Raw genomic sequence first — 19,190 nt, 5'->3', positions numbered from 1 at the left:
GGCCGATGTGCATGTCGCCATTGGCGTAGGGCGGGCCATCGTGGAAGATGAACTTCTCGCGCCCCTTGCGCGCTGCGCGCAGCGCTTCGTAGAGCTTCTCGTCCTGCCAGCGCGCAGCAATCGTCGGCTCCTTCTGCGGGAGGCCGGCCTTCATGGGGAAATCGGTCTTCGGCAGGAAGACCGTGTCTCTGTAGTCGCGCTGTTCTGACATAGAGGCGAGCCGTTAGGGGATTTGGCGTCGGCTTTAAAGCGTCAATCGCCGCGCCGCACCCGGCGAGCTTCCAGCCCACGATAGACCGCGTCGATCTCTTCCTGGCTGCGATCGTCAAAGCGCTGGATCAGGGCGGGGATCACCGCGAACCCGTCATCGACCATGGCATAGCCGTTGAAGGTATTGGGAATCTCGCCAAGCTGTTCGGGCAGGTCGAGCCCGCGCGGTCGCCCTTCACCCTGCGGCCCAAGCACGATGATCCGCGCTCCATGCTCCTCCATCCTGGCAATCATGCGGTTGGGCCAGCCCCAAAAAGCCCACTGGTAGTTGAGCGGAACGAAGACCGTGCCGTTCGCGCATGCCTCGGGGAAATATCCGCTCCAGCCGAGCGCGAGATAGGCCTTGGTGCAAGCCTTGCCCTCCTCGATACTGAACGCCCACGCATCGGGCGCGAGTTCGCGCATGCGGTCGACCGGACCCTGGCCGCCATAGAAGGCATCGCCGCGCGGGCCCAGATTGCGACCTGCCGCTGTGAGAGCCGCGAACAGAAGGTCTGCCTCTTCCTGATCCTTGCTCTTGAAATTGAACAGGATTCGCGCACGGCCCGCCGCCGCCAGCGCTTCTTCCAACGATGGGATCGCCCCGACGCCCTTACCACGGAAGGGGAAGGTCTTCCCGCCATCGGCAGTGTAGCCATACCCTGCGTCGAGCGCCTTGAGCTCGGCGAGGGTGAAATCGCGCGTGTTGCCGGTGCCATTGGTTCGGCAATCGACCGTCCAATCGTGGAAGACGGCAATCCTGCCGTCCTTCGTCGGCGCGATGTCGAGCTCGATCATGGTTGCGCCGAGCTTGGCCGCGCGCGCGATCGAGGGGACCGTGTTCTCCAGATAGTCGTGGATCGGTGGTTCAATTCGCGTGGCGGTGCAATCGTCCCGCCCTAGCCCCGACTTGTCATATTGCTGATACAGCGCGCGGTGAGCGATCAGCTTGACCGCGCCCTTGGGCTGCGGTGCCAGCCAGCTGGCATTGAGCACGGTCAGCGCGAGGAACCCCACCGCCGCCGCGGTGGCGAGGCGCAACAGCCATTTCTTCATGCAAGCAGCTCTCTCGCCCTGTCGCAGTCGCGCGCCATCTGTTCGATCAGCGCATCGAGCGAATCGAACTTCGCTTCGCCGCGCAGGAAGTGATGGAAGGCGACCTCGATCTCCTGCCCGTAGAGATTGCCGGAGAAGTCGAAGAAATAGGGTTCGAGCAGCTCCTTGGGCGGGTCGAACTGCGGCCGCACGCCGATATTGGCTGCGCCCTTGAGTACCTGGCCGGTGGCGAGGATCCGGCCGGTCACCGCATAGATCCCATATCGGGGACGCAGATAATGTTCGACCGGAAGGTTGGCGGTTCGATAGCCAATTTCGCGCCCGCGCTTGTCGCCGTGCTGGACCACCCCGCGGATGGCGAAGGGTCGGGTAAGCAGCCGCGCCGCTTCCTGCGGATCGCCCGCGACGAGAGCGTCGCGCACACGGCTGGACGAGACAGGCTGACCGCCGTCCATGACCGGGGCGACAGCGCGTGCTTCGATCCCGACCTCGCGGCCGAGCTCGACCAGCTTCTCGAAATTGCCGCCGCGCGCCTTGCCGAAGGTGAAGTCCTCACCTGTCACCACGCCCGCCACGCCGAGGTGTTCGGCGAGCAGGCGCTTGACGAAATCCTCCGCCGTGGTGCCCGCCAGTTCGCCGTCGAAATGGAACACCAGCATCGCGGTGGCCCCGGCGGCGAGGTAGAGTTCCTGCCGCTGTTCGAGCGTCGTCAGGCGGAATGGTGCGGCATCGGGCTTGAAGTGGCGCACCGGGTGGGGATCGAAGGTGGCGATGATCGCCGGGCGACCCTCGGCGCGGGCCCAGCGGATCGCTTCGCCCGCCACCGCCTGGTGGCCCAGGTGGAAACCATCGAAATTGCCCAGCGCGACGATCGCGCCGCGCAGGCTCTCCGGCAGGGGATCGCGGTGATCGAGGAACCTCATTGCGGCGTCCCTTGCGGCACCAGCCCCGCGCGGATCACCCGCAGTGCATTGCCGCCCATCGCCGCGCGGATCTCTTCGGGCGAGAAGCCTTCGTCAATCAGCGCCTGCGTCACCTGGACCAGCTGCGATGCATCGAAGCGCACCGTCGTCGCCCCGTCATAGTCGCTACCAAGCGCCACATGTTCGATCCCCACGAGATCGCGCACATGCTTCATCGCCTTGGCCGCAGCGCGCGGGCTGGTATCGCAGATGGCGGCGTCCCAGTAGCCGATCCCCACCACCCCGCCCGTGGCGGCAACACCGCGGATCTCTTCGTCGGTGAGGTTACGGTTGACCTTGCATGTCGCCTGCACCCCGCCGTGGCTCGATACGACCGGACGCTGTGCCATGGCGAGGATGTCGGCGACGCATTTGTGGCTGCAATGCGCGATATCGACGATCATGCCCATCCGCTCCATCCGCCGGACCGCCTCGCGCCCCTTGTCGGTCAGCCCGCCCTTCTCCAGCCCGTGCATCGAACCGGCGAGGTCGTTGTCGAAGAAATGCGTCAGCCCCGCCATGCGCATCCCCGCACCATAGAGCGTGTCGAGATTGTCGAGATTGCCTTCGAGGCTTTGCAGGCCCTCTGCGCTGAACAGCGCGCCGACCGGCTTGACCGCATCCTCCCGCGCTTTCAGCAGCCTGTCGACATCCGCCGGAGTCCAGACCTGGTACATCTCGAAGCGCGCGGTCTCGATCGCTGTTTCCAGCTTTTTCGCGTGCCACAGCGAACGTTCGAGCAGGCTGGTCCAGGTCCGCATCGGCTGGAGCTGGGCGAAGGCCAGCAGGGTTATGTTGTCGGTGTCGGCGCCATTGGCATCGTAGTTCTGGCCTTTGGGCGTCTTGGTCACGCTGGAGAAGACCTGCAGCGCGACATTGCCTTCGCGCAGGCGCGGAAGATCCATGTGGCCGCGATCCGAGCGCTCGAGCAGGTCGCGCTTCCACAGCAACGTGTCCGAGTGCAAATCGACGATCTCGAGCGTCGCATGCAACGCCTCCGCCTCGTCCGAAACCTCGATCAGCGGTTGTCCGTCGATCTTGTTCATGTCGCGCTCGATCATGCCGGGCGCGAACAGGAAGAAGCCGAAGATTGCCGCGAGTAACACGCCGCCCAGGCCGATCAGGATCTTGCGTTTCATCGTGTTCGCTCAAGCGTCAGGAAACTGTGGGCAGGCGCCTCACCCTGTGCATCATGATCTTCGCGCGCGGCAATTGTCCATTCGGGACCGAGCTCACCCATGAAAGTGTCGCCGGGATAGTCGGCATGAATCTGTGTGAGTTCGATGCGCTCCGCATGCGGCAGGAACAGCTCGAAGACCGCCGCCCCCCCGATCACCGCAGCATCGCCGCCGCCTGCGCGCTCGATCGCATCATCGATAGTGCCGACGACCTCAGCGCCTTCAGCCTGCCAGCCGATGCTGCGGGTCAGCACGATGTGGCGACGGCCGGGAAGCAGGCCGGGAAGGCTCTCGAATGTCTTGCGGCCCATGATCATCGGCTTGCCTAGAGTGAGCGCCTTGAAATGCCTGAGGTCGGCCGGAAGATGCCAGGGCAGGCCACCGTCCTTTCCGATGCTGCCATTGGCGGCGCGGGCATAGATCAGGAACAGGCCCATCAGTGCGCGATCCCCCTCACCGCTCCAACTGGGTGACGTGGCCCATCTTGCGTCCATCGCGCACTTCGGCCTTGCCGTAGTCGTGCAAGTGCGTGTCGGGTAGCGAGAGGCACTGCTGTGCACCCAGAATATCGTCGCCCACGATATTGGTCATTACCACCTTGCTGGCCACGGTATGGGTGTCGCCCAGTGGAAGGCCGGCAACAGCGCGAATGTGGTTCTCGAACTGGCTCGTCGCTGCACCTTCGATCGTCCAGTGACCCGAGTTGTGGACCCGCGGCGCCATCTCGTTGAAGATCGGTCCTTCGCGCGTGGCGAAGAACTCAAGCGTCAATACTCCCACATAGTCGAGCGCGCTGGCGACCTTTTCGGCCAGCCCGCGCGCCTCGCTCACCTGCGCCTCGATGACCGGGCCTGCCGGGAGCGTCGAGGTGGCGAGTATGCCATCGTCATGCGTATTGCGCGGCGAATCCCACACACGCATCTCGCCATTGTGATCCCGCACCAGGATGACCGAGAACTCGGCATCGAACTCCACGAAACCTTCGTAGATCAGAGGCACATCGGGGAGGCGCAGGGCGTCGGCATCGCGGGCGGACATGATCCGCCACTGGCCCTTGCCGTCATACCCATCGCGGCGCGTCTTGAGGATGCCAGGCGCACCCAGCCGATCGACTGCTGCCTCAAGCTCAGCAGTAGAGTCGACCCGCGCATAGGCAGCTGGTCTTCCGCCAAGATCCTCGACGAACCGCTTTTCGGCGAGCCGGTCTTGCGCGGTCTCCAGCGCACGCGGGTGCGGAAAGATCTTGTCGGCGGGGATGGCCCGGGCAGTAGCTACAGGGACGTTTTCGAACTCCCAGGTCACCACATCGCATTGCGCCGCGAATTCCGCCAGCGCTGCCTGATCGTCCCAGGCATTGGCGAAGAAGCTCTCGCACACCTGCTCGGCAACGGTATCGCCCTGCGGTGCATAGCCGATACAGCGGTATCCAAGCTGCGCCGCCGCAATCGCCATCATCCGGCCAAGCTGGCCGCCACCCAATATGCCGATCGTGCTCCCTCGTGCGAGCATCAGCCTTCGGGTCGCTCCGTCACTGCGGCGCTGCGCGCGGCACGCCATTCCTGCAGCCGCTGCGAAAGCGCAGTATCGTGGTTGGCGAGGATCGCCGCTGCGAGCAGGCCCGCATTGGTCGCCCCCGGCTTGCCGATGGCCAGCGTGCCGACCGGCACCCCGGCGGGCATCTGGACAATCGACAGCAAGCTGTCCTGCCCCGACAGCGCCTTGGACTGGACCGGCACACCCAGAACCGGAACATGGGTCAGCGCCGCAATCATGCCCGGCAGGTGCGCCGCGCCACCGGCCCCGGCAATGATCACCTCGATACCGGCATCGGCCGCACCCTTGGCGAAGTCATACATGCGATCGGGCGTGCGATGCGCCGAAACGATCCTGACGTCGGTATCGACACCCAGCTCGTCGAGGACCTCCGCAGCGCAAGCCATGGTCTCCCAGTCCGACTGGCTTCCCATGACGATGGCAACCTTTGCAGCCATATCACGCGTCCTTCAGGTAATAGCGTTCGCCCGCCACCCGCGTGCCGTCGAATTCATAGACGATCGGCTGGCCAGTGGGGATTTCGAGCCCGGTGATCTCTTCATCGGAAATGCCCGAGAGGTGCTTGACCAGGGCGCGCAGCGAATTGCCGTGAGCGGAGATGATCACCGTCTCACCCTTGCCAAGCTGCGGCAGGATCGCGTCTTCCCAATAGGGCAGCACGCGTTCGATCGTGAGCTTGAGGCTTTCAGTGCGCGGAACATCGATCCCGGCGTAGCGCGGGTCGGTCGACAGGTCGAACTCGCTGCCGGGTTCGAGCTCGGGCGGCGGGACGTCGAAGCTGCGCCGCCATATATGCACCTGCTCATCGCCGTGGCGTTCGCGCGTCTGTTGCTTGTCGAGGCCGGTCAGCCCGCCATAGTGACGCTCGTTGAGGCGCCAATCCTTGGTTTCCGGGATCCACAGGCGTCCACAGCCCTCGAGCGCGAAATGGAGCGTCTTGATCGCCCGGGTCTGCAGCGAGGTGAAGGCCACCGTCGGCAGCACGCCCTTTTCTCCCAACAGGTCACCGGCGGCGCGCGCCTCGGCTTCACCCTGCGTCGTCAGGTCGACGTCCCACCAGCCGGTAAAACGATTGGCGAGGTTCCATTCGCTCTGGCCGTGGCGGACAAGGACAAGCTTGGACAATCGGAGGCTCCCGTAATTCCTCTAGGAGCAAGGCGCGTTAGCCGCCCTCATCGCCCTTGGGAAGGCTTGTCGCTTGCGATTCGCGCATTTCCCGCCCCTGCTCCTTGCGGCGGCGCAAATTCTCACGGAGTTTCGCAGCAAGCCGCTCTTCTCGGCTCATCGGTTCGTTTGCAGCGGACATCGCGCAAGCTTTCGCCAAAATCGCCCCGCACCGCAAGCTGCAGGTTGACATTCGCGCCGGTCCTGCCAATAGCGCGCGCCTCCACCCCGCGAGCGTCTCGCGGAGGATCCGTGCTGCTGTAGCTCAGTGGTAGAGCGCACCCTTGGTAAGGGTGAGGCCGGGAGTTCAATCCTCCCCAGCAGCACCATTATTTCCCTTGAAATCTCAGCATATTGGCGCATTTCCAAGGACTTCTGACCGCCTCAGGTACAAAGGGGTGGTACAAAAGTGAGGATCGCAATGGTCGCGCTGAAGCGCACTGAGACCGGACTTTGGGCAGCTCGCAAGGCGATTCCTGCCGATGTGCGTAGTGCCTACGGCAAGCGTGAAGAGAAGAAGACTTGGGCAGCTGACCTCTCGGCAGGTCAGGCAAAAGCCGAGCTTGCGGCATGGCTGACCCCCATCGAAGGGCGCATTGAATTGCTCAGGGCGATGGCCACTCAGACCCCTGTCAGTCTCTCGAAGCGGCAGGGCCGCGCCCTCGCTGCCGAGTGGTACAAAGCCCAAGTGGCCCGCTTTGAGGATGACCCTGGCAAGCCTGAGGATTGGTGGTTCACCCGCCAAGAGCTTGAGCCGAGTGACCCCGTTGAACGGGAAGAGGGGCGGATCAATCCCACGGCTTGGCTGACCGAAGAGCGGGACCGCCTGTTGAGCGACAGAGGCCTCCAGTTGAGCACTGGCTCTGCTGAGGCGCTGTTGCAGGAGATGGGCGACCTCTGGCTATCGCTCTGCGATCTTATGGAACGGCGGGCACAAGGGGACTACGGACGCGACACGCTGGAGGAGACCCTGCCCGCGTTCGATCCCGCCCCAGCGAAAGCCGCTGGGGTGTCCCTCACCGAACTCTTCGAAGACTACGCGAAGACTGGGACAATGGCGGCGCACACAACCAAGAAGTGGCGCAAGGCGATACGGTCATTCGTCGATCATCTCGGCCATGACGATGCCACAAAGGTGACCCGCTCGGATGCCCACGCTTGGTTTGATGCACTGTTGGCCGAGGGGCTTTCTACTCGCACCATTGGGGCGACTTACAGGGCAGCCCTCGCCCGCGTCTTCAAGGTCGGTCACGACAGGGGGAGGCTGAACAGCAACCCAATGGAGCGGCTCGAGGTCTTTGGCCCCAAGGAAGTCCAGACGCGCCGCAGGGATATCTCGGATGGTGAAGCAGAGACGATCCTCAGGGCGGCCCTAGGGGAGCAGCCGGAAGGCCTAAGCGCCCACCACGCTCGCGCTCGCCGCTGGGTGCCGTGGATATGTGCCTACACTGGCGCGCGGGTGAATGAGATCACCCAGCTGCGGGCGATGGACATTCGGCAGGTCGATGGGGTCTGGGTGTTCCACATCACGCCAGAGGCTGGCTCAGTGAAGACCCGCAAGGCTCGCTCAGTGCCGATCCACTCTCACCTGATCGAACAGGGCATCACCAAGCTGGCCAAGGCAAGCGATACCACCCCCCTCTTCTACGACCCAGAGGGCGTCAGGAAGGGATCGCAGAGCCATCCCCTTCACACTCAGATAGGGTCGAAGCTGGCCAAGTGGGTGCGCGGCTTGGGCGTGACCGAGGTGCAATCCCCGAACCACGGCTGGAGGCATCGCTTCAAGACGCTAGCGCGCCGCGTCGGGATGGATGCTGAGGCGAGGGATGCCATTCAGGGGCACGCACCGAAGACCGAAGGGCAGGCCTATGGGGAATGGCCAATGGATGCCCTAAGGGCGGAGGTGGAGAAGTTGCCCCAGCTGAACGTCCAATAGTAAGAACTTGTTGAAAGATTTTCAGAGACACCCTTTGCCTGACTAATGCCGCCCCTTATATTTGGTCTCAAAGGGGAGTAAGCAGTGGGTATCTTCGATCTATTTTCAAAGCGACAGGCTGATGCTGAGAAATCAGGCGATGCCGATACTTATCAGTACGACAGTATCCCTATGCCGCTTCGCGTACAGGTGCATCAGATTGCACTTGAGGCGCTTGGTCGTGTTGGCGAATACTCAGGCCATTGGGGCGGAAAAGAGGACAATGACCTCTGGGCTGAAATGGAACGAATCTACCTGCGTGAGAGGGGTCGTGATGGCGTAGCCAATGGGGACTTCGCGGGTGAACGGATTCTTCAATTCATGCGCGCCTGTTCAACGGAAGAATGGTTGGACCTTCTTGACCTCATCGCGGTGGGTTTGATGATTGCCGGAAAAAAGAACGAGTACTGGCGAGAAACTTGGCAAGTCAAACAGGATGCAGGTCAGGCACGCGAAGAGCTTAATTACCGTCTCCGCCAAGCGGGGGTAGGCTACCAAATAGAGGAAGCTCGCCTGATGCGGGTGGACAGCGAATATTTACATGCCGAGGTTGTGAAGCCAGCATTGACCCTGTTGTCTGGGAAGGGCTTTGAAGGCCCAAGGCAGGAGTTCCTATCCGCCCACAAGCATTATCGGGAAGGGGAACACCGGCAAGCTGTAGGGATGGCAGCCAATGCAGTCGAAAGCACCTTCAAGGCCATCTTTGACCAGAAGGGATGGGCTTACAACAAGGGCGCACGCATTTCAGATCTCGTCAAAGTAGCCCGCGAGAGAAAGCTTTGGCCGGACTACCTTGATGCGAGCTTTGACCAGCTGGTGGCAACGCTCCAAAGTGGCCTTCCAAAAATCCGCGATAACGACGCGTCCCACGGCCAAGGGGCATCGCCTAAGAACGTCCCAAGCTATGTTGCTGCCTACGCCTTGCATCTTGCCGCAAGCAAGATCGTCTTCATCGCTGAGGCCGCAAAGTAAAAAATCAGACCGTGCCGGTTGAGGATATCCGAGCGAGAATATTGCGAACGCTAGACGGATGCCACTGGCCACCCCTGCGGGTCTGAATGTGGCGGGCATTGAGTTCAGCCGCGATGGCCCCCAGTGAGGCAGCCCCGTGGGCCTGAATGTCGGCAATGATTGGGGCAAGGTCGCGAGCGTGATCGTCCGCCCCTGCCTTCACCCTCGCTATCGCCGCTAGGTTCCCCTTTCCGGCACGCGTCAGGGCGTCCGCCCCGTTGGGGTTGCCCAGCTTGCGGCCTGCCGCTTTGGCTGCCCTGAGGGCTTCCTTGGTGCGTCTGCTTATCGCCTGCCGTTCGGCCTGCGCTACGGCTGCCATGATATGCACTGTGAGTTCGTTGGCCTCTGGCATGTCCGCAGCGATGAACTTGGCCCCGCTGTCCTGCAGGGCAGAGAGGAAGGCAACAGAGCGGCTGAGGCGGTCCAGCTTGGCCACCAGTAGAGTGGAGCCGGTCACCTTGGCACGGTGGAGCGCAGTGGTCAGTTGGGGTCGGTCATCGACTCTCCCGCTCTCTACTTCGGTATGCTCGGCTATCACCTCCCAGCCACGGCTCTGACAGAGTGCCAGGACGGATTGGCGCTGGGCCTCAAGGCCAAGCCCAGAGCGGCCCTGCTCGGCAGTCGAGACACGGTAGTAGGCAACCACGCGGCACATATCACTCTCCGTACAAAAGTGCGTAACGTTCGTTAGGCAGTTGTGTATGGCATGGACAGCAGAGCGGCAATGGGGTGCCAACTCGCTTCATCGCGGTTCGGACTCGGCTGGACTCAAAGCCCGTACCTGTTGGTACGCATGTACTTACGCGGGGATTCACTGCGCGATAACTGGCAGGCCTCACTGCAAAGGAGAGCATTGAATGTCGGTTGTCTTTTACCCAGCCAGCCTCAGCCCGTATCCCTCGGACAGCCCTCTGGCAGTCGGGAGGGTCGACCCTCGGGACTACCCCAAGTGGGATGGCCTGTGCTTCAAGCTGGGGCCTGTCGGGTTCTCGCTGAACTGGCGGCGGCGGTCATAGCGGGGTGAAGAGGGAAGGAGGCTCGCCGCATTGACGGGCCTCCCCCTTTGCCGCCTAAGGCACCCCCTACGGGGGAAACTGGCGCGATCCGATCTATCAATCCCTTCACGGATTTTTGCGCCATATATTCTCAGACGCGAGGCAGTCTACTCAGCCGAAGCCGATGCCTCTGCCCGCATATCGAAGCCCCTCTTTGCGGCCAATGCGCCGACGATCAGCGCGGGAATGAGGTAATCTGCAAAAGCGCCCCAATAGTAGGGACCGCCATCAGCGCCGCCGAAGCCAGCTAGAGTTGACCCAGTGACGTAGGCGGATGCCACAGAGGCGACTTTCCCTGCAAGGGGGTCATTCATCACCCGCTTGAACAGCGCCCATTCCCAGAGCGCGTAGAGCAGATAAATGGCGATTGTCCCGCCCACGATTGCGCCAAGAGTAAATGCCATTTCCAGGACCCCCTACCTAAATACGATGGTGATCATTGCGCGTGGAACGGTGGGATAGTCAACAAGTTGAGCGCCTAAGACCATGCGGGCGCTTGAAGGCAGCGATGGCTTGGAAGGGATCACGGGCGCGCAGCGCAATGAGGGCGAAGCGGTCGCGCTGTCCTGCAGGCAACGTGCTGGCGTAGGCAGCCACTGGGAACTTACCCATGGGCATCACCATCGGCGATCTTGAGGGCAGCGTTGAAGGCACCGTGCAGGTCAGTCATCAGGGCATGGAGGCGGGCATCGCTTGCCTGCCGCTCGATGAACTCGCGTTCGATCCGTTCAAGGGTGAGAGATTCTTCTTCGGTGAAGGTCATGGTTTCTCCATGGTCTTGGGGGCATCCGTGGGGGAGGCTCAGGGGCAGACCTAAGGTCTGCAAAAGTGGCCTCTCGCACCCACGCATTTCTGCGGGTTTCAGCAGGGCTTATTGGGTCGTGTTTGACAAAGTGGGGTGTAGGTACCTTCCCTGTCGAAACGACCCAATAAGAGCCTCAGGCGCGGAGCCGTTCCATACGGCGGCGGGTCTGTCTGCGGTTGAGGTCAACAGCCTCTGGCGAACGAGCGTGGAAGTCCTCCACACCATCGGCCCTGAGCGCATCGGTGAACTCTTCGCGGCTGACGTAGCCCAAGCCCTTGCGGTTGAACTGGAAAGACAGCTCGTCCAGCGCGTGTTCGAAGGGGACCGTCAGGGCGTAGGCAGGGGCGTCCTTGCTGCGGCTGGAGATGGGGCCGATGGAGCCGACATAGCCAACGGCGATGAGCGCCTTGGTGATGACAGTGAAGCCAGCTGGGCCAGCCCTAGGGGCAGCCTCAGGGACGGTCCCACGCTTGGCCTTCATGCGGCAGGCATTGGAGCAGTAGTCGCGCTTGCGTGGTGAGCGGAAGGTAGCGCCGCACTGGGTGCAGGTCCGCTCTCGGCCCACGCGGGCCGGTGTGTTCGGTGTAGGGGTCATGATCCTTTCATCTGGGTGATCATGGTCTTTGCAGGGGGTAGCCCCCGCTGGAGGACCATGACGAAAACCAGCGGGGGCATTGAGACAGGGCCGCTAGCTACTGCGGCACTGGTGCTAGCTCAGGGCTATGGCAGCGATGGCCGCAAGGGCGGTGATCGTCTGCGACAGGGCGAGCATGGCGACCATGGCAACCAGCGCCATGGTGGAGAGACGGGGCATGGTGATTACCAGCCAGGAACGCGCTGGACGCGGCCCTTGCTCTCGAGTTCCTTGGTAAGCTCGGCAAGGCGAGCGCGGTCATCTTGGGCTTGGCGCACGGCGGGGGCAGCGGCCTTGCGCCAGCGGCGCTCGTTGAGTCGCTTCTGGTTCACAATGCCAAGGCGAAGCTGCCTTATCTGCTTGTCGTACTGGGTGCGCTGGGCTTCCGAGTGGACATAGCGGGGATTGCCCTCGGTGTCGTAACCGGTGATCTGGTCACGGCGGTCGACCAAGGTCTGGAGGTTACGCTCTAGTTGGATAATCTCGCCATTGGCCGCTGCCTGAGCGCGGGCCACGGCTTCCTCTTCGCGGGACTGTAGGGCGACCCCATTGCGGACGCGGGCCACGGGCTTGCCATCGGGCCGAAGGTGACCGAGTTGTAGCTCTCGGTGTTGACCTTGACGCGCTGGCCGGTCTCTCGCTCGATCTCGCCGAGGATGCTCTGGGCCTCCGCTGCCAGTGCCTTGTCATGGGCGATGTCGGCTGCGGTCGGCTGGAGGCTGTCGGGTAGGGTGTCTGACATTGTCAGGGTACTTTCATCTGGGGGTGGGTGGTGTCCAAGACGGACTAGGCGGCTAGTGCCCAGTCTGCCGCTGGGGCAGTCTCTGGGTCTTCATCGGCATCAACCAAGCCAAAGGCCTCCTCGTAGGTGAGGGGTGGCGGCTCGGTGAATGCGATCTCGGTGATACCGGCTGGGAGGTCGTAGCGACGGAAGCCGCAAGGCAGCACGGTGAGGGTGGCTCGGATGGGGCAGCGGCGCACAGCACGGATGATCTCAAGCTTGCGTAGCTGGGAAGGATTGAGGTCGACCCAGCGAGGTTCGTCGGTGAACCATCGATCGATCTGGCCTTTGAACATCCAAGGGAGACCCAAGGACGGGTCTCGGGGCAGCGGGTAGGTTTGGATCTGATAGACCTCTTGCGCCCACAGGATGCGCTTACCCAGCTTGAGGGCACCGACACTGCCTTGCCTCTTGGGCGGCCCTAGGTCGGGATCGCGCCAAGTATCATTGCTGTCGGCTTCCTTGAGGTGGTGCGGATTGACGCACCTTGGGTTGCCGCAGCGACGGTAGAGGTTAGTGCCCTTCTCCAGCTTTCGACCGTGTCCCGCTCGCCACGCAAGGTGGGCGGCTTGCCAAGAGCCGAACTTGGTAGCGATGGGCTTTGATACCCGACCACTGCCTTCCTTGTTGAAGGGGCCAACCCAGAGCAGACAGCCACTGGCTGGATCGTACTCGGTCTTCTCGTTGAGGTACTCGGCAAGCTCTGGGTGCTTCCCCGCTGGGAAAGCGTAGGGCGTTGCGTGGGGGTTGGCGATGGGATGACTCCTTGCAGGGACAGCCCCGCCATGGGGCATCCCTTGAGGGTGTCAGGTGATGATGGTGGAGGCTGGGGAAGTACTGAGTAGTAGGACTGAGTAGCAGTACTGCTATTCACCCTTCTATCTCATCCCTACTATGTCAGTCCTAGGTCGGTCCTAGAGGCAGTCCTAAGGACAGCCCTTAGGGTAGTACTACTACCCCCTTACCCCCATCGTGGTCGTCACTGAGCGAAGCTCATTGAGTCGGTCGGTTGGGTTGCCCTTCGGCTATTCCGGTTCAAGGTGCTTAAGGCAGTAGTTGGTGATCCCCCGCCGAACAGCGCACAGCACCTGATTTTCAGGTTGTTGCTATAGGTCGTGTTTTGGGGATGTCTCCGGCGTCCATTGGTGGACGGTGCCATCGGCGTAGTGACCGTGGCGTAGGATGAAGGCACAACGGGCCTGCGTGAGGGCATCCTCAGCGGTCAGACCCTTGGCCTTCTCTACTAAAGGTCACCTTTTGGGGATGCCCCCCTTGTCTCAGGTACAAAGACTAGGTACAAAAGGCCATCATTAGCGCGGGCAGAAACCCCAGAAATCCGCCATTTTTTAGGCTGGGATCGAGTTTTCAATCCTCCCCAGCAGCACCATTTTCCTTCGATCCCGCAACACGCCAAAGCCGGACGGTGCGATCCTGACGGCTAGGCCTCGTCCGCGACGCGCTCAGGGCCTTCTTGCGACGCGAGCAGCTTGTCGATCCTGCGGCCGTCCATATCGACCACCTCGAAGCGCCAGCCTTGATCATGGAAATGCTCGCCTTCCATGGGTAGGCGCTTGAGGACATGCAGCGCATATCCTGCTGCCGTCCCGAATTCGCGATCGTCGCCGTATTCGAGCCCAAGCTTGTCGGCCAGCACATCCGCCGAGAGCGATCCGGCCACCAGCAGGCTACCATCCTCGCGCTCGACAATACCCGGGGCATCACCGGGGTCCTGATCGCTCACGAAATCGCCAACCAGTGCGGTCAGCAGGTCGACCGGGGTGACGATCCCATCGAGATGACCATATTCGTCATGCACCATGGCCATGGCCACTTCGGCCTGCTGCAACACGCGCAGCGCATCGACTGCATCGAGCTGGTCGGGCACCACCTCGGGCTTCTTCATCAGCGCGGCGACATCCACCGCATCACCCGCGACCATTCGCGAGAGGATTTCACGCACCCTGACGACGCCCAGGATCCGGTCTGGTGATCCCTCGGCAACAGGGAGCAGCGAGTGCGGGCTGGCATCGATCGCCGCCCGGACCGCGGCTTCATCGGCCGCAATGTCGATCCAGTCGATCTCCGTGCGGGGAGTCATCAGCTCACGCACGGGACGCTGCGCCAGCCTGACGACGCCCTGAAGCATCTGGTGCTGCTCATGCTCGATCACCCCGGTGCGCGTTGCTTCGGCGAAGAGCATGTGAAGCTCTTCTGCGGTAACCGAACCGTGTCCCGCCGGTCGTACGCCCAACAAACGGATCAGTACGCCCGAAGATACGTCGAGCAACCACACCAGCGGGGCCGCCACCCGGGCTAGCACGGCCATGGGGCGCGCCATGACCATGGCGATCGGCACCGCTGCGCGCAGCGCCACCTGCTTGGGCACCAATTCGCCGACTACCAGGCTGAGGTAAGTGGTGACCGCGATCACTGAAGCGAAGCCGGCCTGGTCGGCCCAGCGCACGGGGAAGCCCAAAGCCGCCAGCCGCTCGCCCACAGGGGCACCCAGGCTGGCGCCGGAATAGGCGCCGGCGATAATGCCGATCAGCGTAATCCCGATCTGAACGGTCGAGAGGAACTTGCCCGGCTCGGCCGCCAGCGCCAGCGCTACCCTTGCACCGCCATTGCCCTTTTGCGCCGCGGCACGCAGCCGCGCGGTTCGCGCAGAGACGATCGCCAGTTCGCTCATGGCAAATACGCCGTTGAGCACGATCAGCCCGGCGATGATCAGCAGGTCGGTCCACGGGAAGGGTGTCACAGGCTTGCGCTAGCACAATTGCATGGCCGTGCCAGCGCCCACCGACACTTATATGCGACTCGTTCAGGAACGGGCTAGGCTTTGGAAGGTTAGTACCCGTGTGATGCGAGCGGGTGCATCCCATGAGAATCAGGCTAGAAAAGGCCGGGAATGGCAAAGTCTCGCTGCAGAAAGAGGAAAGACCCTATGAAGAAGTCACGTATCCTGACCGCAAGCCTCGCCAGCATTTCCCTATTGACGGTATCGGCCTGCGTTACCGACCCCAATACCGGCGAGCGAAAGGTCTCTCGCACAGTACTCGGCGGCGCGGGTGGCGCGATCGTCGGTGGTCTGCTTGGCGGCGTGATCGGCGGCAAGACCGGCCGTATTGTCGGCGCCGTGGGCGGTGCAGCAGCGGGCGGCTATGTCGGCTATCGCATGGATCAGCAGATCAAGGAGTTGAAGGAGCAGACCGCCGGCTCAGGCGTCGACGTTACCGAAGTCGACGGCGGTGACGCGATTCTGGTGAACCTACCCGACGGCGTAACCTTCTCGACCGGCAGCTACACCATTTCGCCCGGTTTCCGCGACCTGCTAGACCGCGTTGCGGCAAGTCTGGTCCAGTACCCCAACAGCTTGGTCGACGTATACGGACACACCGATACGACGGGCTCGGCAGAAACCAACCAGCGCCTTTCCGAGCAACGCGCGCAGGCTGTGGCCAACTACCTGATCAGCCGCGGGGTCAGTTCTTCACGCATTCGCTGGATGGGCTTCGGTGAAACCCGGCTGAAGGTGCAAACGGGAGACGGCGTCAACGAACCGCTCAACCGTCGCGTCGAGATCAAGATCATCCCGTTCGACCAGCAGGATGTCGAAGCCGCACAACGCTCGCAGGGCTACTGACGCCAACCGCGAGTATTCGTGAGATCGAAGGGGTCGGCCGCGAGGTCGGCCGCTTTCGGTATCTAGGCGCCCAGTTCGGCGGCGCGGGGGGCAAGACGGGCAACCGCCGCGTCGTGGATCAGCGGCGCACAGGCCAGCACCCCGAAGGCGCGGGGATCGCGCTTGTTATAATCGAGCTTGTTGCCATAGGCGTCGGTCACCGCTGCCCCGGCTTCCCGCGCGATCATGCCTGCAGCGGCGATATCCCATTCGAAGCCCCAACGCAGGGTAGCCACAAGATCGGCCTCATCTGCGGCGACCATGGCGATGCGCAGGGCGATCGAATTGGGCTGGTCGACAGTGACAAGGTCGCTGTCGGTCTTTGGCAGGGATACGGCGGGGACCCGCGAGCCGGAGAAGGCCGTACGGGTCGAAGCCACCAGCCGCTGGCCGTTGCGCCACGCGCCCTGGCCCGCGACGGCCTGCCATGTCTCGCCGCGCGCCGGGGCCGAGAGGATGCCAATCAGGGGACGACCCGCACTGATCAAGGCGACTGAAACCGCCCAGCCGCTGCGCCCCCTGATGAAATCGCGTGTCCCATCGACCGGATCGACCAGCCAGATCAGGTCGCGCCCCAGCCGCGCGGGATCATCGGCCGTTTCCTCGCTCAGCCAGCCGGCGGCCGGCAACAGCGCACCAAGTTCGCGCTTGAGGAAGGTGTCGACGGCGATGTCCGCTTCAGAAACGGGGTTGTTTGGCGACTTCTCCCAACTGCGCAGCGAATTGCCCGCTCCAGGCCACAGGCTATGGGCGATCCGCCCCGCTTCGGAGACGATCGATTCGAGGCGGGCGCTGTCTATCATCGGAAGGCTGCGGGCCCTGCACGCGAACGACGCACTTTTCAAGCGGGCCCAGACATGCTTATGCGGCGCGCGACTCCCTTTCCCTACCAGACGCGCGATACGCGAAGGACAAGCCCACCCATGAACATCCATGAATACCAGGCCAAGGAATTGCTCGCCAAGTTCGGCATTGCGGTGCCCGCAGGTCACGCCGCACTGAGCGTTGAAGAAGCCGTTGCGGCGGCGAAGCAGCTCCCCGGCCCGCTCTATGTGGTCAAGGCGCAGATCCACGCCGGCGGCCGTGGCAAGGGCAAGTTCAAGGAACTCGGACCCGACGCCAAGGGCGGTGTCCGCCTCGCCAAGACGCTCGAAGAGGTCGAGGCAAATGCCAAGGAAATGCTCGGTAATACGCTGGTGACCATCCAGACCGGTGAGGCCGGCAAGCAGGTCAATCGCCTCTATGTCACCGATGGCGTCGACATCGCCAAGGAATACTACCTGTCGCTGCTGGTCGACCGCGCCACGGGCCGCGTTGCCTTCGTCGTGTCGACCGAAGGCGGCATGGATATCGAGGCCGTCGCGCACGACACGCCCGAGAAGATCACCACCTTCACTGTCGATCCTGCCCAGGGCTTCCAGCCGCACCATGGCCGTGCAGTGGCCTTCGCGCTCAAGCTGACCGGCGATCTCAACAAGCAGGCGCAGGTGCTGGCCAAGCAGCTCTATGAGGCCTTCATGGCGACCGACTGCTCGATGCTCGAGATCAACCCTCTGGTCGAAAGCACCGATGGCAAGCTGATGGTGCTCGACGCCAAGATGAGCTTCGATTCGAACGCGCTCTATCGCCACAAGGATATCGAGGCGCTGCGCGACGAGACCGAAGAAGATCCGGCCGAAGTCGAAGCCAGCGAATATGACCTCGCCTACATCAAGTTGGACGGCAACATCGGCTGCATGGTCAACGGCGCGGGCCTCGCCATGGCGACGATGGACATCATCAAGCTCAATGGCGCCTTCCCGGCCAACTTCCTCGACGTGGGCGGCGGCGCCACCACCGAGAAGGTGACCGCAGCGTTCAAGATCATTCTCAAGGACCCGGCGGTCGAGGGGATCCTCGTCAATATCTTCGGCGGGATCATGAAGTGCGACGTGATCGCCAATGGTATCATCCAGGCGGCAAAAGACGTGAACCTCTCGGTTCCGCTGGTCGTTCGCCTGGAGGGCACCAACGTCAACGAAGGCAAGGCGATCCTCGACAATTCCGGCCTCGCCATCGTCAGCGCCGACGACCTAGGCGATGCTGCACGAAAGATCGTGGCCGAGGTGAAGAAGGCGGCGTGACAGCCCTGATCGCCTTGCGATGAAGTGATTTGGAAGGCGGGCCCTGCAGAGGGTCCGCCTTCTGCTTTCCGGGGTGTGATTTCACGCATTCCGGACCGAAATTTGAAGATCGTTCGTCGGTTGGCTCGCTTGACGTTTACGTAAACGCAAGCTAGGCGGGCCGCAGATTCATTCGAGAGGAAGGAAAGCCCATGAAAATCCTCGTGCCCGTCAAGCGGGTGATCGACTACAACGTGAAGCCGCGCGTCAAGGCGGACGGCACCGGCGTCGACCTCGCCAACGTCAAGATGAGCATGAACCCCTTTGACGAAATCGCCGTCGAAGAGGCCATTCGCATCAAGGAAGCGGGCAAGGCGAGTGAGATCGTCGTTGTCAGCGTCGGCCCAACCAAGGCGCAGGAAACGCTGCGCACCGCGTTGGCCATGGGCGCCGATCGCGCGATCCTGGTGCAGACGGACGATGAAGTCGAACCGCTGGCGGTCGCCAAGATCCTCAAGGCGATTGCCGAAGCGGAAGAGCCGGGCCTGATCCTGCTGGGCAAGCAGGCGATCGACGACGATTCGAACCAGACCGGCCAGATGCTCGCCGCCCTCATGGGCCGTCCGCAGGGCACCTTCGCCAATACCGTCGAAGTCGATGGCGACAGCGTTACGGTGAAGCGCGAAGTCGACGGCGGCCTCGAGACCGTGAAACTTTCGCTGCCCGCGATCGTCACCACCGACCTGCGCCTGAACGAGCCGCGCTATGCTTCGCTGCCGAACATCATGAAGGCCAAGTCCAAGCCGCTCGATACCAAGAGCCCGGCCGACTATGGCGTCGACACCGCACCGCGCCTCAAGACGCTCAAGGTCACCGAGCCGCCGGTACGCCAGGCCGGCATCAAGGTTGCCGACGTCGACGAGCTGGTCGCCAAGATCAAAGCCCTCGGCATCGCCTGAGCAACCCGGACACGAAAGGAATC

General features: G+C 62.7%; 23 protein-coding genes and 1 tRNA gene. 7 read left to right on the top strand and 17 right to left on the bottom strand.

Annotated elements, in window-relative coordinates:
* The 9 genes from AAFM29_RS06945 to AAFM29_RS06905 all read right to left on the bottom strand — a co-directional run.
* On the bottom strand, nucleotides 1–211 hold a 211-nt coding region (locus AAFM29_RS06945), incomplete at its 3' end, for a class I tRNA ligase family protein (protein ID WP_341712075.1).
* Between the two features lie 41 nt (nucleotides 212–252).
* Nucleotides 253–1,305: a glycerophosphodiester phosphodiesterase family protein gene (locus AAFM29_RS06940; RefSeq protein ID WP_341712074.1), complete on the bottom strand. Its 1,053-nt coding sequence runs from the start codon at nucleotides 1,303–1,305 to the stop codon at nucleotides 253–255.
* Nucleotides 1,302–2,228 (bottom strand): bifunctional riboflavin kinase/FAD synthetase, encoded by a 927-nt coding sequence (locus AAFM29_RS06935; protein WP_341712073.1) that lies wholly within the window; start codon nucleotides 2,226–2,228, stop codon nucleotides 1,302–1,304. Before AAFM29_RS06935 ends, AAFM29_RS06940 begins: the two co-directional genes overlap by 4 nt.
* Nucleotides 2,225–3,406 (bottom strand): dipeptidase, encoded by a 1,182-nt coding sequence (locus AAFM29_RS06930; protein ID WP_341712072.1) that lies wholly within the window; start codon nucleotides 3,404–3,406, stop codon nucleotides 2,225–2,227. The genes AAFM29_RS06935 and AAFM29_RS06930 overlap by 4 nt, the downstream gene beginning before the upstream one ends.
* Nucleotides 3,403–3,882 carry a dihydrofolate reductase gene (locus AAFM29_RS06925; RefSeq protein WP_341712080.1) on the bottom strand — a complete coding sequence of 160 codons (480 nt, stop codon included), beginning with the start codon at nucleotides 3,880–3,882 and terminating at the stop codon, nucleotides 3,403–3,405. Before AAFM29_RS06925 ends, AAFM29_RS06930 begins: the two co-directional genes overlap by 4 nt.
* A gap of 16 nt (nucleotides 3,883–3,898) precedes the next feature.
* Nucleotides 3,899–4,954: a 5-(carboxyamino)imidazole ribonucleotide synthase gene (locus AAFM29_RS06920; protein WP_341712071.1), complete on the bottom strand. Its 1,056-nt coding sequence runs from the start codon at nucleotides 4,952–4,954 to the stop codon at nucleotides 3,899–3,901.
* A complete protein-coding gene (gene purE, locus AAFM29_RS06915) occupies nucleotides 4,954–5,436 on the bottom strand; it encodes a 5-(carboxyamino)imidazole ribonucleotide mutase (protein ID WP_341712070.1) in 483 nt (160 codons plus the stop codon). Before purE ends, AAFM29_RS06920 begins: the two co-directional genes overlap by 1 nt.
* A gap of 1 nt (nucleotide 5,437) precedes the next feature.
* Nucleotides 5,438–6,124 (bottom strand): 2,3-diphosphoglycerate-dependent phosphoglycerate mutase, encoded by a 687-nt coding sequence (gene gpmA / locus AAFM29_RS06910; RefSeq protein ID WP_341712069.1) that lies wholly within the window; start codon nucleotides 6,122–6,124, stop codon nucleotides 5,438–5,440.
* Between the two features lie 37 nt (nucleotides 6,125–6,161).
* The gene (locus AAFM29_RS06905) at nucleotides 6,162–6,305 is read right to left on the bottom strand and encodes a hypothetical protein (RefSeq protein WP_341712068.1); all 144 of its coding nucleotides are present in this window, start codon (nucleotides 6,303–6,305) and stop codon (nucleotides 6,162–6,164) included.
* A 112-nt stretch (nucleotides 6,306–6,417) separates the two neighbouring features.
* Between AAFM29_RS06905 and AAFM29_RS06900 the strand changes: the two genes are divergently transcribed.
* The 3 genes from AAFM29_RS06900 (at nucleotide 6,418) to AAFM29_RS06890 (ending at nucleotide 9,110) form a co-directional block, all read left to right on the top strand.
* Nucleotides 6,418–6,492, top strand: a tRNA-Thr gene (locus AAFM29_RS06900).
* 80 nt (nucleotides 6,493–6,572) lie between these two features.
* Entirely contained in the window at nucleotides 6,573–8,099 is a 1,527-nt protein-coding gene (locus AAFM29_RS06895; protein WP_341712067.1) for a tyrosine-type recombinase/integrase, read from the top strand.
* An 84-nt stretch (nucleotides 8,100–8,183) separates the two neighbouring features.
* Nucleotides 8,184–9,110 carry an STM4504/CBY_0614 family protein gene (locus AAFM29_RS06890; RefSeq protein ID WP_341712066.1) on the top strand — a complete coding sequence of 309 codons (927 nt, stop codon included), beginning with the start codon at nucleotides 8,184–8,186 and terminating at the stop codon, nucleotides 9,108–9,110.
* Between the two features lie 4 nt (nucleotides 9,111–9,114).
* Here the strand turns inward: AAFM29_RS06890 and AAFM29_RS06885 are convergent, their stop codons facing one another.
* Nucleotides 9,115–9,804, bottom strand: a complete 690-nt coding sequence (locus tag AAFM29_RS06885) for a recombinase family protein (RefSeq protein ID WP_341712065.1) — start codon at nucleotides 9,802–9,804, stop codon at nucleotides 9,115–9,117.
* Nucleotides 9,805–10,311: 507 nt separating this feature from the next.
* Nucleotides 10,312–10,608, bottom strand: coding sequence for a hypothetical protein (locus AAFM29_RS06880; protein ID WP_341712064.1), 297 nt, complete (start codon nucleotides 10,606–10,608; stop codon nucleotides 10,312–10,314).
* A 206-nt stretch (nucleotides 10,609–10,814) separates the two neighbouring features.
* Between AAFM29_RS06880 and AAFM29_RS06875 the strand changes: the two genes are divergently transcribed.
* On the top strand, nucleotides 10,815–11,021 hold the full coding sequence (locus tag AAFM29_RS06875) for a hypothetical protein (protein ID WP_341712063.1): 207 nt from the start codon (nucleotides 10,815–10,817) through the stop codon (nucleotides 11,019–11,021).
* 121 nt (nucleotides 11,022–11,142) lie between these two features.
* On the opposite strand, the gene AAFM29_RS06870 is transcribed toward AAFM29_RS06875, so the two are convergent.
* The 5 genes from AAFM29_RS06870 to AAFM29_RS06850 form a co-directional block, all read right to left on the bottom strand.
* Nucleotides 11,143–11,604, bottom strand: coding sequence for a hypothetical protein (locus AAFM29_RS06870; protein ID WP_341712062.1), 462 nt, complete (start codon nucleotides 11,602–11,604; stop codon nucleotides 11,143–11,145).
* Between the two features lie 224 nt (nucleotides 11,605–11,828).
* Nucleotides 11,829–12,158 carry a hypothetical protein gene (locus tag AAFM29_RS06865; protein ID WP_341712061.1) on the bottom strand — a complete coding sequence of 110 codons (330 nt, stop codon included), beginning with the start codon at nucleotides 12,156–12,158 and terminating at the stop codon, nucleotides 11,829–11,831.
* Complete coding sequence (locus AAFM29_RS06860) at nucleotides 12,113–12,385, bottom strand: hypothetical protein (RefSeq protein ID WP_341712060.1); 273 nt, start codon at nucleotides 12,383–12,385, stop codon at nucleotides 12,113–12,115. Before AAFM29_RS06860 ends, AAFM29_RS06865 begins: the two co-directional genes overlap by 46 nt.
* A 44-nt stretch (nucleotides 12,386–12,429) precedes the next feature.
* Complete coding sequence (locus AAFM29_RS06855; RefSeq protein ID WP_341712059.1) at nucleotides 12,430–13,218, bottom strand: hypothetical protein; 789 nt, start codon at nucleotides 13,216–13,218, stop codon at nucleotides 12,430–12,432.
* 644 nt (nucleotides 13,219–13,862) lie between these two features.
* A complete protein-coding gene (locus AAFM29_RS06850; RefSeq protein WP_341712058.1) occupies nucleotides 13,863–15,182 on the bottom strand; it encodes a hemolysin family protein in 1,320 nt (439 codons plus the stop codon).
* Nucleotides 15,183–15,368: 186 nt separating this feature from the next.
* Here AAFM29_RS06850 and AAFM29_RS06845 point away from each other — a divergent pair, with 186 nt between their 5' ends.
* The gene (locus tag AAFM29_RS06845; RefSeq protein ID WP_341712057.1) at nucleotides 15,369–16,067 is read left to right on the top strand and encodes an OmpA family protein; all 699 of its coding nucleotides are present in this window, start codon (nucleotides 15,369–15,371) and stop codon (nucleotides 16,065–16,067) included.
* Between the two features lie 62 nt (nucleotides 16,068–16,129).
* On the opposite strand, the gene AAFM29_RS06840 is transcribed toward AAFM29_RS06845, so the two are convergent.
* Entirely contained in the window at nucleotides 16,130–16,909 is a 780-nt protein-coding gene (locus tag AAFM29_RS06840; RefSeq protein WP_341712056.1) for a 3'(2'),5'-bisphosphate nucleotidase CysQ, read from the bottom strand.
* 120 nt (nucleotides 16,910–17,029) lie between these two features.
* Between AAFM29_RS06840 and sucC the strand changes: the two genes are divergently transcribed.
* On the top strand, nucleotides 17,030–18,229 hold the full coding sequence (gene sucC, locus AAFM29_RS06835; protein ID WP_341712055.1) for an ADP-forming succinate--CoA ligase subunit beta: 1,200 nt from the start codon (nucleotides 17,030–17,032) through the stop codon (nucleotides 18,227–18,229).
* Between the two features lie 191 nt (nucleotides 18,230–18,420).
* A complete protein-coding gene (locus AAFM29_RS06830) occupies nucleotides 18,421–19,167 on the top strand; it encodes an electron transfer flavoprotein subunit beta/FixA family protein (protein WP_341712054.1) in 747 nt (248 codons plus the stop codon).
* Nucleotides 19,168–19,190: the final 23 nt, after the last annotated feature.

This window comes from Erythrobacter sp., assembly GCF_038133525.1.
Lineage (GTDB): Bacteria > Pseudomonadota > Alphaproteobacteria > Sphingomonadales > Sphingomonadaceae > Qipengyuania.
This window is presented reverse-complemented; position numbering and strand designations above follow the sequence as displayed.

What these genes read in the sequence shown, in the direction of transcription:
- AAFM29_RS06940 (WP_341712074.1), bottom strand. Translation starts at nt 1,305, where the DNA reads ATGAAGAAATGGCTGTTGCGCCTCGCCACCGCGGCGGCGGTGGGGTTC.
- AAFM29_RS06935 (WP_341712073.1), bottom strand. Translation starts at nt 2,228, where the DNA reads ATGAGGTTCCTCGATCACCGCGATCCCCTGCCGGAGAGCCTGCGCGGC.
- AAFM29_RS06930 (WP_341712072.1), bottom strand. Translation starts at nt 3,406, where the DNA reads ATGAAACGCAAGATCCTGATCGGCCTGGGCGGCGTGTTACTCGCGGCA.
- AAFM29_RS06925 (WP_341712080.1), bottom strand. Translation starts at nt 3,882, where the DNA reads ATGGGCCTGTTCCTGATCTATGCCCGCGCCGCCAATGGCAGCATCGGA.
- AAFM29_RS06920 (WP_341712071.1), bottom strand. Translation starts at nt 4,954, where the DNA reads ATGCTCGCACGAGGGAGCACGATCGGCATATTGGGTGGCGGCCAGCTT.
- purE (WP_341712070.1), bottom strand. Translation starts at nt 5,436, where the DNA reads ATGGCTGCAAAGGTTGCCATCGTCATGGGAAGCCAGTCGGACTGGGAG.
- AAFM29_RS06905 (WP_341712068.1), bottom strand. Translation starts at nt 6,305, where the DNA reads ATGTCCGCTGCAAACGAACCGATGAGCCGAGAAGAGCGGCTTGCTGCG.
- AAFM29_RS06885 (WP_341712065.1), bottom strand. Translation starts at nt 9,804, where the DNA reads ATGTGCCGCGTGGTTGCCTACTACCGTGTCTCGACTGCCGAGCAGGGC.
- AAFM29_RS06880 (WP_341712064.1), bottom strand. Translation starts at nt 10,608, where the DNA reads ATGGCATTTACTCTTGGCGCAATCGTGGGCGGGACAATCGCCATTTAT.
- AAFM29_RS06875 (WP_341712063.1), top strand. Translation starts at nt 10,815, where the DNA reads ATGGGCATCACCATCGGCGATCTTGAGGGCAGCGTTGAAGGCACCGTG.
- AAFM29_RS06870 (WP_341712062.1), bottom strand. Translation starts at nt 11,604, where the DNA reads ATGACCCCTACACCGAACACACCGGCCCGCGTGGGCCGAGAGCGGACC.
- AAFM29_RS06860 (WP_341712060.1), bottom strand. Translation starts at nt 12,385, where the DNA reads ATGTCAGACACCCTACCCGACAGCCTCCAGCCGACCGCAGCCGACATC.
- AAFM29_RS06855 (WP_341712059.1), bottom strand. Translation starts at nt 13,218, where the DNA reads ATGCCCCATGGCGGGGCTGTCCCTGCAAGGAGTCATCCCATCGCCAAC.
- AAFM29_RS06845 (WP_341712057.1), top strand. Translation starts at nt 15,369, where the DNA reads ATGAAGAAGTCACGTATCCTGACCGCAAGCCTCGCCAGCATTTCCCTA.
- AAFM29_RS06840 (WP_341712056.1), bottom strand. Translation starts at nt 16,909, where the DNA reads ATGATAGACAGCGCCCGCCTCGAATCGATCGTCTCCGAAGCGGGGCGG.
- sucC (WP_341712055.1), top strand. Translation starts at nt 17,030, where the DNA reads ATGAACATCCATGAATACCAGGCCAAGGAATTGCTCGCCAAGTTCGGC.
- AAFM29_RS06830 (WP_341712054.1), top strand. Translation starts at nt 18,421, where the DNA reads ATGAAAATCCTCGTGCCCGTCAAGCGGGTGATCGACTACAACGTGAAG.